Raw genomic sequence first — 9,718 nt, 5'->3', positions numbered from 1 at the left:
GACGAGGACATGTCCTCGTCGGCCAACCCCACACGGTTCGAACCCGCCGCAGGTGTTACGACCTCGGCTTCTCGCGCATCTCGTACGTCGCGATGACGTCGTCGATCTTGATGTCGTTGAAGTTTCCGAGGTTGATACCGCCCTCGAAGCCTTCGCGGATCTCGGTGACGTCGTCCTTGAAGCGGCGCAGACCGGAGATGGTGAGGCTCTCCGCGATGACCTTGCCATCGCGCAGCAACCGCGCCTTGGTGTTGCGCTTGACCTCGCCGGAGCGGACCAGCACACCGGCGATGTTGCCCAGCTTGGACGAGCGGAAGACCTCGCGGATCTCCGCCGTGCCGAGCTCGACCTCTTCGTACTCCGGCTTGAGCATGCCCTTGAGGGCTGCCTCGATCTCCTCGATGGCCTGGTAGATCACCGAGTAGTAGCGGACGTCGACGCCCTCGCGCTCCGCCATCTGTGCCGCGCGGCCCGCAGCGCGGACGTTGAAGCCGATGACGATCGCGTCGGAGCCGGTCGCCAGGTCGATGTCCGACTCGGTGACCGCACCCACGCCCCGGTGCAGGACGCGGATGTCGACCTCTTCGCCGACGTCGAGCTGGAGCAGCGAGGACTCGAGAGCCTCCACCGAACCGGACGCGTCGCCCTTGATGATGAGGTTGAGTTCCTGCACCAGACCGGCCTTGAGCGCCTCGTCCAGGTTCTCCAGGGAGAACCGGACTCCACGCCGGGCGAAGTTGGCGTTGCGCTCGCGCGCCGCGCGCTTCTCGGCGATCTGACGCGCCGTGCGGTCCTCGTCGACGACCAGGAAGTTGTCGCCGGCACCCGGGACGTTGGTGAGACCCAGGACCAGGACGGGGGTCGACGGACCCGCTTCCTCGACGTTGTTGCCGTTGTCGTCGAGCATCGCCCGGACACGGCCGTACGCGTCGCCGACCACCATGGTGTCGCCGATGCGCAGCGTGCCGCGCTGGACCAGGACCGTCGAGACGGCACCGCGGCCACGGTCGAGGTGGGACTCGATCGCAATACCCTGCGCGTCCTGCTCCGGGTTGGCCCGCAGGTCGAGCGAGGCGTCCGCGGTGAGGACCACGGCCTCCAGCAGGCTCTCGATGTTGAGGCCCTGCTTGGCGGAGATGTCGACGAACATCGTGTCGCCGCCGTACTCCTCGGCCACCAGACCGAACTCGGTGAGCTGACCGCGCACCTTGGTCGGGTCGGCACCCTCGACGTCGATCTTGTTGACCGCGACCACGATCGGCACCTCGGCCGCCTTGGCGTGGTTCAGCGCCTCGATCGTCTGGGGCATCACACCGTCGTTGGCCGCCACCACGAGGATCGCGATGTCGGTCGACTTGGCACCACGGGCACGCATGGCGGTGAACGCCTCGTGACCCGGGGTGTCGATGAAGGTGATGCGACGCTCTTCGCCGTTGACCTCGGTCGCGACCTGGTAGGCACCGATGTGCTGGGTGATGCCACCGGCCTCGCCCGCGACGACGTTCGTCTTGCGGATGGTGTCGAGCAGGCGGGTCTTACCGTGGTCGACGTGACCCATGACGGTCACGACCGGCGGACGCGCGACGAGGAACTCCTCGCCACCCTCGTCCTCGCCGAACTCGATGTCGAAGGACTCGAGCAGCTCGCGGTCCTCCTCCTCGGGGCTGACGATCTCGAGGACGAAGTTCATCTCGTCCGCGAGGAGCTTCAGCGTCTCGTCGGAGACGGACTGCGTGGCAGTGACCATCTCGCCGAGGTTCATCATCACGCCGACGAGCGACGCCGGGTTGGCGTTGATCTTCTCGGCGAAGTCGGTGAGGGACGCACCGCGCGACAGACGGACGGACTGTCCGTTGCCACGAGGCAGCATCACACCGCCGACCGACGGGGCCTGCATGGCCTCGTACTCCTGGCGCCTCTGCCGCTTCGACTTGCGGCCACGACGCGCGGGACCACCGGGACGACCGAAGGCGCCCTGTGTGCCACCACGGCCACCCGGACCACCGGGACGACCACCGAAGCCGGGACGACCGCCGCCGCCACCGCCGGGACCACCCGGACGACCGGCGAAACCGCCGCCACCGCCACCGGGACCACCGGGACGACCGGCGAAACCGCCACCGCCGCCACCGGGACCGCCCGGACGACCGGCGAAGCCGCCGCCGCCGGGACGACCGCCGCCACCGCCACCGCCGGGACGACCGCCACCGCCGGGACCGCGGCCACCAGGACCACCGCCGCCGGGACGCGGGCTACCGGCAGCGGGACGCTGCGGCATCATGCCGGGGTTCGGACGGTTGCCACCGGGGCCACCACCGGGACGCGGAGCGCCACCGGGACCACCCTGCGGACGAGGCATGCCGCCCGGGCTCGGACGGTTGCCGCCGGGGCCGCCGCCGGGACGCGGGGCGCCACCGGGACCACCCTGCGGACGGGGACCACGGTCCTGGCCCGCACCCTGGGGACGCGAGCCGCCCGGGGCACCGGCACCGGGACCACCGGGGCGCGGGGCGCCGCCCGGACGGGGCGCCTGCGGGCGCGCCATACCGGTGGAGCCACCAGAGGTGAACGGGTTGTTGCCCGGACGGGGACCGGCCGGACGACCACCGGGACGCGTGCCCTGGCCGCCGGGACGCGGGGCGCCCTGACGGTCGCCACGGTCACCGCGCTCGCCGCGGCCCTGACCGGGACCACCCTGACCGCCCTGACCACCCTGTGCGGGACCGGCCGGACGGACACCGGGCTTCGGGGCGCCGGGACGGGCACCGCTCGGACGGGGACCCGCGGCCGGAGCCGCGGAGGCCGCCGGAGCGGCGGGAGCCGCCGGGGGTGCCGTGAACTCGGGCGCGGCCGGAGCCGGGGACGCCGGAGCGGGCTTCGGCGCCGGCGCCGGGGGCTTGGGGCCCGGAGTCGGACGCGGACCAGCGGCCGGAGCCGCCGGGGACGCGGGCGTCTCCGCAGCGGCCGGCTTCGGGGCCGGCGGGCGCGGCGCTGCCGGACCCGGACGGGCGCCCTGCGCCGGAGAAGGCGCGCCGGGCCTGGCGGGCGCGGCCTTGCGCGGGGCGGGCTTGCCGCCGCCGTTGCCCTGCTGCAGGGCGTCGGTCAGCTTGCGTACTACGGGCGCCTCGATCGTCGAGGACGCCGAACGGACAAATTCACCGAGTTCTTGGAGCTTGGCCATGACGACCTTGCTCTCCACCCCGAACTCCTTGGCGAGTTCGTATACCCGGACCTTAGCCACTTCGCTCCTTTTAGGTCCGGGTTGCGTCCGGACCGTCGCTACTTCATGGGCGTACTCATCGCGTGCTCATCGAGTGCTCATCGCAATCTCGACCTACTTCCAACTCGCGGGGTACCAGGGCCGCACGGGGTTCCGTGCGACACGTTTTACGGTGTTGCCTGCTCAGCAACTGTCTATCTGCTCGACGTACAGGCGCAACGCCTTTGTGTCGAGCGGACCCGGGGCACGCAGCGCCCTCGTGAACGCCCGGCGGCGGACCGCCAGGTCGAGACAGACGAGGGCGGGGTGTACATACGCACCCCGGCCGGGCAGCGTACCGCGAGGATCGGGGACGCATTCGCCCTCGGCCGCCACGGTGCGCAGCAGATCGATCTTGGCCGCTCGCTCCCGGCACCCCACACAGGTGCGCTCAGGGCATGCGCGGGCATGCGTCCGGCCAGACACTCTTAAGTCTACCTCCCCGCACCGACCTCACCCCTTTGGGGCAAGAATCGAACGGTTGTTGTCGTAATCCAAGCGTCACACGGCGTGATCTATTCCCGATCTTGCCGTTGACGCCCCCGGACCAGGTCCTCTTTCGGCCCGGTCCCTCCTCGGATCCGCCTCGAACTCGCCTCGGACCCGTCCCGGTCCCGGCTCAGTCCTGCTTCTCGGCGGGCTGCTCGGTGTCCGGACGGATGTCGATGCGCCAGCCGGTCAGGCGGGCGGCGAGCCGGGCGTTCTGCCCTTCCTTGCCGATCGCCAGGGACAGCTGGTAGTCGGGGACCGTCACGCGCGCGGAGCGTGCCGCGAGGTCCACGACCTCGACCTTGGAGACCCGGGCCGGGGACAGCGCGTTCGCCACCATCTCCGCCGGGTCGTCCGACCAGTCGACGATGTCGATCTTCTCGCCGTTCAGCTCGGCCATGACGTTGCGCACGCGCCCGCCCATGGGGCCGATGCAGGCGCCCTTGGCGTTCAGACCGGACCGGGTGGACCGGACGGCGATCTTCGTGCGGTGGCCGGCCTCGCGGGCGATCGCGGCGATCTCGACGGAACCGTCGGCGATCTCCGGCACCTCAAGGGCGAAGAGCTTCTTCACCAGGTTGGGGTGCGTACGGGAGAGGGTCACGGAGGGACCGCGTACGCCCTTCGCCACCCGCACGACGTACGACCGCAGCCGCAGGCCGTGCGTGTAGGTCTCACCGGGGACCTGCTCCTGCACCGGCAGGATGGCCTCCAGCTTGCCGATGTCGACGAGCACGTTCTTCGGGTCGCGGCCCTGCTGGACGACACCGGTGACGATGTCGCCGTCGCGGCCCGCGTACTCGCCGAGCGTCGCGTCGTCCTCCGCGTCCCGCAGGCGCTGCAGGATGACCTGCTTGGCGGTGGTGGCGGCGATCCGGCCGAAGTCGGACGGGGTGTCGTCGAACTCGCGCGCCTCCTGACCCTCCTCCAGGTCCTCGGCGTCCTCCTTCGCCCACACGGTCACATGACCGGTCTCCCGGTCGAGCTTGACGCGCGCGTGGCGGCGGCTTCCCTCGGTGCGGTGGTAGGCGATGAGGAGGGCCGACTCGATCGCCTCGACCAGCAGGTCGAAGGAGATCTCCTTCTCCCGCACCAAGCCCCGCAGGGCACTCATGTCGATGTCCACGGCTACGCCTCCTCCTCTTCCTTCATGTCTGTGTCGTTCTCGTTGCTCTTGCGGTTGAACTCGACCTGGACGCGCGCCTTGTCGATGTCCTCGAAGGCGATCCTGCGGGCGGTGGCCTTGCGTCCCTTGACGCCGGGCACCTCCAGGTCGATCCCGTCCTCGTCCACCGTCAGGATCCGGGCGACCAGTTCGTCGCCGCTCGTCAGCTGGAATCTCACCAGGCGGTCCGTGGCGCGTACGTAGTGACGGTGTTCCTTGAGCTCGCGCTCGGCACCGGGGGTTCCCACTTCGAGGGTGTACTCGCCCTGGCCCATCGCGTCGGTCTCGTCGAGCTTCGCCGAGAGCGCGCGGCTCACATCGGCGATCGCGTCCAGATCGGCTCCTTCGTCGGAGTCGACCACGACGCGCAGCACACGCTTGCGTCCTACCGAGTCCACCTCGATCTCCTCGAGATCGAGTCCCTGCGAGCTGACGAGCGGTTCCAGGAGCTCTCGAAGCCTCTCGCTCTGGGTGGTGCTCATCCGGGTGACTCCTCGGCCGCGTGTGCTGTTGTGGGTAGGTCGCGTGTCAGGTCAAAGGGTATCCGGTCCCAAGGGGTGTTGCCGTCCACCGTGGCCCGCCCGACGGCGGGACGGCGCCGCTGGTGGGTGCGGGGGCACTACCCGGGTACCGTGATCACGGGCCTGCCGCCCTTCCGTTCGTACGAGCCCTCCGAGGACGTCTGCCGTGCCGTTCACCCTGCCGTCGCGCATCCCCTCCGGGCCGCGCCGAAGGAGCCTGCTCGCCGGGGCCGCCGGTGCCGGCGCCGCGCTGCTCACGGGCTGTTCCTCCTCCGACTCCTCCTCCGGGACCACCGGCGGGAGCACGTCCGCCGCCGAGCGGGCACGCGCGCGTGCGGCCCGCGACAGCGAGCGGCTCGCGGAGCGGTACGAGGCCGTGCTCGCCGTGCATCCCGCACTGGCCGAGCGACTGTCACCACTGCGGGCGGAGGTCGTACGGCACGCGAAGGCGTTCGGCGGAGGCAAGGGGGCGTCCAAGTCGGCCTCTCCGTCCGCGAGTGCTTCCACGACGCCTTCCCCCGGCCCGTCCGCCGAAGTGCCGGCCGTGGAGAAGGACGCCCTCGCCGAACTCGCCGCGGCCGAGCGGACGCTGGCGGACCGGCGTACGAAGGCGCTCATGGACGTGCCGGGAGAGCTGGCGCGGCTGCTGGCCTCGGTGGCGGCGGCCGGTGCGGTGCACGCGTTTCTGCTGACGGAGGGCGAGAAGTGAGCGGTTCCGGAATGGCCGGAAAGGCCGAGTCGAAGGCCAAGGCGCTGACGGCCGTACAGGCCGCGCTCGCCGCCGAGCACGCCGCCGTGTACGGCTACGGGGTCGTGGGCGGGAAGATCGGCGAGGACCGGCGCAGCGAGGCTCGGGCGGCATACGACGCGCACCGGGCCCGGCGGGACGAACTGGCGCGTACGGTGCGCGACCTGCGCGGGAAGCCCAAGCCCGCGGCGGCCGCGTACGCGCTGCCGTTCCCGGTGACGGACGCGGAGTCGGCCGTGCGGCTCGCCGCCGAGCTGGAGGACCGGGTGGCCGGGGTGTACTCCGACCTGGTCCGTGCCGCGGAGGGCGACCGGCGCCGGTCGGCCGCCGAGGCGCTGCGGGACGCGGCGGTGCGGGCGGTGCGCTGGCGGGGCGAGAGCGTAGCCTTCCCTGGTCTCGCGGAGCGGTCGGCCCAGTCCACCGCGTCGGCGGCACCGCCGTCGTAACGCGTACAGGAAGGAAACGACTCGCGCATGGCTTTCGAACCGCCGCGGCGTCTCGTCAAGGCGCTCGGCGAGGCGGCACCGAGCGGTGACGACTGGCTGGAGAAGCTGCCCGAGGCGGCTCAGCAGGCCGTCGCGCTACGCGAGTTGACCGTGGAGCGCGTTCAGGTCCCCGGCGGGCGCAGCAGCCTGGTGGTCCTGGTGCGGCTGCCGGACGGCACTCCCGCCGTCCTGAAACTCGCGCCCGGCCGGGCCCGCCCGGAGAGCGAACGGGCCGCGCTCGCGCACTGGGACGGCCTGGGTGCGGTACGGCTCCTGGAGCCGGCCGGTGCCGAGGGCGTACTGCTCCTTGAGCGGCTGCATCCCGATGTGTCGGTGCGTTCGCTGGCCGAGGCCAAGTCGATGCTGGAGGCCGCGGGGGCGCTGCGCCGCCTGTGGGTCGAGCCACCGGCCGGCACGGTCTTCGAGACAGTCTCCGAGCGGACCGGGCGGCAGGCCGAGGCGATGCGGGCGGGCGCAGACGCGGAAGCGGCGCCACTGGTCGACGCGGCCCTGGCGGTACGCGACGAACTCCTGGCCTCCCCGCCCGAGTCCCGCCTCCTGCACGGCACCTTCCGGCAGAGCAAGGTGCTGGCCGGCGAGCGCAGCCCCTGGCTGGCCGTGGGGCCCGACCCCGTCGTCGGCGAGTGCGCCTTCGACCTGGCCCGGCTGGTCCGTGACCGGGTCGAGGACGTGATCGCCTCCCCGTCCGGCTCCGCCATCACCCGCCGCCGGGTGAAGCGCCTCGCGGAGTCCCTGGACCTGGACCAGGAGCGGGTGCGGGGCTGGACCCTGTTCCGGGCCGTGGAGTCGGGCGTACGGGCCCGGCGAGTGGGCCGGTCCCAGGACGCGGAGCTGTTGCTGGAGTTCGCGAGCTGGTTGTAGGAACCGGTGGTTCGGCGTGGTTGGCATAGGTGGCGTGGGTGGCATGGGTGCCGTCATGCCGCCGCGAGTTTGAGGGCCAGGACCGGGCAGTCCGCCGCTGCTCTGCGGGCGCGTTTCAACGTGCGGGCGGGGACGGGGCGTGCGTCGACGAGGGGGTAGCCCCATTCGTCGAGGGTGACGTGTTCGGGGAGCAGTTCGGCGCAGAGGCCGTGGGCCCGGCAGGACGTCCAGTCGATGTCGAGGTGCTGGGGCAGCTGGTCCATGTCTGTCAGCTCCGGTGCTCGGGGACGGGCAGCAGGGGTGTGCGGTCGGTCGCGGAGCACAGGCCCCGGGCGTGGGCGTCGAGTTCGGCGGCGAAGGTGGTGAGGGCGCTGCGGACCAGGCGGACCGTGCCGTCGGGGTGGTGGCAGGCGCCGCGGCCCTCGACGAGTCCCGCCCAGCGGGCGACGTCGTCGCGGGCGGTGCCCTGGGGCCCGGGGGCGGCCAGGGTGCGGAAGGCGGCGGCGATACGCGGCAGGCCGTTGAGGCAGGGGCCGCACTGGCCGGCCGATTCGAGGGCCAGATACCGCAGGACGCGGGCCGTTTCGGCGGGGCCGCAGCGGTCGGCGGGGAGGGCGGCGAGGACGCCCGCGCCCAAGGTGGCTGCGGACAGGCCGAGTCGGGCCGCCTCGGCGGTCGGGATCCAGGTGCCGTGGTAGCCGCCGAGCAGGATCGCGCCGGTGCCCTCCAGCGGGAGCAGTCGGTGCAGGGGCATGCCGAAAGGGGCCTCCACCACCTGCGGCTCGCGGCCCTGCACGTGGACCGTGCACAGGGCGCCGCCCGGTTCCGACGGGGTGCCGGCCGAGCGGAACCAGTCCGCTCCGTAGCGGGCGATCAGCGCGAGGTGCGCGAGCGTCTCCACGTTCTGGACGAGGGTGGGCGCCCTGCGTACGCCCTGTTCGCGCACCGGAGGGTCCTGGTGGCGGGGCAGGGCCGCGTGGCCGGAGAGGTGCTGGGCGAGGGCCGAGGACTCGCCCGACAGGAAGCGTTTGGGTACGCGTACGACGCGTACGGGGAAGGGGTTGTCGCGTTCGGGGAAGAGGTCGTCGCGTTCGGCCAGGGCAGTTTCGAGGCGGGTGGCTCCGTCCTCCACGGCCAGGTACGCCTCCCCCGCTCCGGTCGCCCGGGCCGCCAACTGCAGCCCGTCCAGGACCAGATGGGGGGACAGGCTCAGCAGGGTCTTGTCCTTGGCGCTCGCCGGTTCGCCCTCGGCGCCGTTCGCGACGACGACCGGGGCGCGGCCGGTGCGGCGGGCCGCGTCGATGACGGATACGAACTTGCGGTACGTGGGGAAGGCGGCGCCGCCCCGGCCGGTGAGGCCGGACTCCGCGAGGGTGCGCAGGAGGGCGGCCGGGTCGGTGTGGGTGAGGGGGCCGTAGCGGGTCTCGTGCGTGGCGCGGTCGGCCGGGGTGCCTCCGGGGGCGAGGAGGCGTGGGGGCATGAGGGTGTCCGTGAACGTGCTGGTCATGGTCGCGCCCCTTCGGCGGTGAGGAGGGTGGCGGGGGTGCTGCGGTTGGCCCGTGCGGCCTGGACGACGCGGATCGTGAAGGCGGTGAGGACCGCTGCCACGCAGGTGACGGTCAGCCAGAGCATCCAGTCGGTGCCCGTGTCCGTGCCGATGCCGATGCCGTGGATCAGGGCCACCGGCCAGGAGGCATAGGCCAGCCAGTGGACTGCTCGCCAGGTGCGGTGGCCGAGCCTCGCTCGGAAGAGGCTGGTGATCAGGACCGCGAGCATCAGGTCCAGGGCGACCGTGCCGAGGCCCAGCCAGAGGGGCTGGTAGTCGGAGGCGAACGGGATCAGGACGTCGAGGGGGCTGATGTCGACGTAGCCGTCGATGACCGCCGTGGCTATGTGGATGGCCAGGAAGGCCGTCGCGGAGAGGGAGATCGTGCGGTGGAGGGAGACCGTGCCGAAGCGGGGGAGGCCTGGGAGGCGGGTCCTCAGGCGTACCGCCACGCCCAGGAGCACCACCACGGTGAACAGCACCAGGCAGACGGCTCCGGTGGCCCGGTTGGCGTACCAGAGGACGGAGGCGTCGGTCATGGGGCCGCCTCCGTGGTGTCCGCCGCCGGGGATTCCTCGCCCCCGCCGCCCTTACCCTTCCCATCCCTGGGGGCTGCGCCCCCA

General features: G+C 72.1%; 10 protein-coding genes. 3 read left to right on the top strand and 7 right to left on the bottom strand.

Translation table 11 applies throughout. From position 1 onward, the window contains the following. Window positions 1-55 precede the first annotated feature (55 nt). From infB to rimP, 4 genes are all read right to left on the bottom strand, one after another. On the bottom strand, window positions 56-3,241 hold the full coding sequence (infB, locus tag AOK17_RS48805) for a translation initiation factor IF-2 (protein ID WP_079053267.1): 3,186 nt from the start codon (window positions 3,239-3,241) through the stop codon (window positions 56-58). Between the two features lie 162 nt (window positions 3,242-3,403). Next, window positions 3,404-3,685, bottom strand: a complete 282-nt coding sequence (locus AOK17_RS24985; protein ID WP_107102490.1) for a YlxR family protein — start codon at window positions 3,683-3,685, stop codon at window positions 3,404-3,406. 193 nt (window positions 3,686-3,878) lie between these two features. Next, window positions 3,879-4,874 (bottom strand): transcription termination factor NusA, encoded by a 996-nt coding sequence (gene nusA / locus AOK17_RS24980; protein WP_055614795.1) that lies wholly within the window; start codon window positions 4,872-4,874, stop codon window positions 3,879-3,881. A gap of 2 nt (window positions 4,875-4,876) precedes the next feature. Further along, complete coding sequence (gene rimP / locus AOK17_RS24975) at window positions 4,877-5,395, bottom strand: ribosome maturation factor RimP (RefSeq protein ID WP_055614794.1); 519 nt, start codon at window positions 5,393-5,395, stop codon at window positions 4,877-4,879. Between the two features lie 205 nt (window positions 5,396-5,600). Between rimP and AOK17_RS24970 the strand changes: the two genes are divergently transcribed. Genes AOK17_RS24970 through AOK17_RS24960 form a run of 3 tightly spaced genes read left to right on the top strand, consistent with a single transcriptional unit; the run spans window position 5,601 to window position 7,549 of the window. Further along, window positions 5,601-6,143 carry a hypothetical protein gene (locus AOK17_RS24970; protein ID WP_055614793.1) on the top strand — a complete coding sequence of 181 codons (543 nt, stop codon included), beginning with the start codon at window positions 5,601-5,603 and terminating at the stop codon, window positions 6,141-6,143. Window positions 6,144-6,154: 11 nt separating this feature from the next. Beyond that, window positions 6,155-6,628 (top strand): ferritin-like domain-containing protein, encoded by a 474-nt coding sequence (locus tag AOK17_RS24965; RefSeq protein ID WP_055614792.1) that lies wholly within the window; start codon window positions 6,155-6,157, stop codon window positions 6,626-6,628. 27 nt (window positions 6,629-6,655) lie between these two features. After that, entirely contained in the window at window positions 6,656-7,549 is an 894-nt protein-coding gene (locus tag AOK17_RS24960) for an aminoglycoside phosphotransferase family protein (RefSeq protein WP_055614791.1), read from the top strand. Between the two features lie 53 nt (window positions 7,550-7,602). Here AOK17_RS24960 and AOK17_RS24955 read toward each other — a convergent pair whose 3' ends face one another. From AOK17_RS24955 to AOK17_RS24945, 3 genes are read right to left on the bottom strand one after another with little or no spacing between them, the layout of a single operon-like run. After that, window positions 7,603-7,812, bottom strand: a complete 210-nt coding sequence (locus AOK17_RS24955) for a ferredoxin (protein ID WP_055614790.1) — start codon at window positions 7,810-7,812, stop codon at window positions 7,603-7,605. Between the two features lie 5 nt (window positions 7,813-7,817). Continuing rightward, the gene (locus AOK17_RS24950; protein ID WP_055614789.1) at window positions 7,818-9,056 is read right to left on the bottom strand and encodes an NADH-ubiquinone oxidoreductase-F iron-sulfur binding region domain-containing protein; all 1,239 of its coding nucleotides are present in this window, start codon (window positions 9,054-9,056) and stop codon (window positions 7,818-7,820) included. Beyond that, window positions 9,053-9,634 carry a ferric reductase-like transmembrane domain-containing protein gene (locus AOK17_RS24945; RefSeq protein ID WP_055614788.1) on the bottom strand — a complete coding sequence of 194 codons (582 nt, stop codon included), beginning with the start codon at window positions 9,632-9,634 and terminating at the stop codon, window positions 9,053-9,055. The genes AOK17_RS24950 and AOK17_RS24945 overlap by 4 nt, the downstream gene beginning before the upstream one ends. Window positions 9,635-9,718: the final 84 nt, after the last annotated feature.

This window comes from Streptomyces phaeochromogenes (assembly GCF_001418655.1).
GTDB lineage: Bacteria > Actinomycetota > Actinomycetes > Streptomycetales > Streptomycetaceae > Streptomyces > Streptomyces phaeochromogenes.
Note: the sequence above shows the minus strand (reverse complement) of the source record. Positions and strands in the feature narration are given on the sequence as shown.

Bases quoted from the DNA above. Each gene is read 5' to 3' on its own strand.
- AOK17_RS24945 (WP_055614788.1), bottom strand. From the start codon at position 9,634: ATGACCGACGCCTCCGTCCTCTGGTACGCCAACCGGGCCACCGGAGCC.
- AOK17_RS24960 (WP_055614791.1), top strand. From the start codon at position 6,656: ATGGCTTTCGAACCGCCGCGGCGTCTCGTCAAGGCGCTCGGCGAGGCG.
- AOK17_RS24950 (WP_055614789.1), bottom strand. From the start codon at position 9,056: ATGACCAGCACGTTCACGGACACCCTCATGCCCCCACGCCTCCTCGCC.
- AOK17_RS24955 (WP_055614790.1), bottom strand. From the start codon at position 7,812: ATGGACCAGCTGCCCCAGCACCTCGACATCGACTGGACGTCCTGCCGG.
- AOK17_RS24965 (WP_055614792.1), top strand. From the start codon at position 6,155: ATGGCCGGAAAGGCCGAGTCGAAGGCCAAGGCGCTGACGGCCGTACAG.
- rimP (WP_055614794.1), bottom strand. From the start codon at position 5,395: ATGAGCACCACCCAGAGCGAGAGGCTTCGAGAGCTCCTGGAACCGCTC.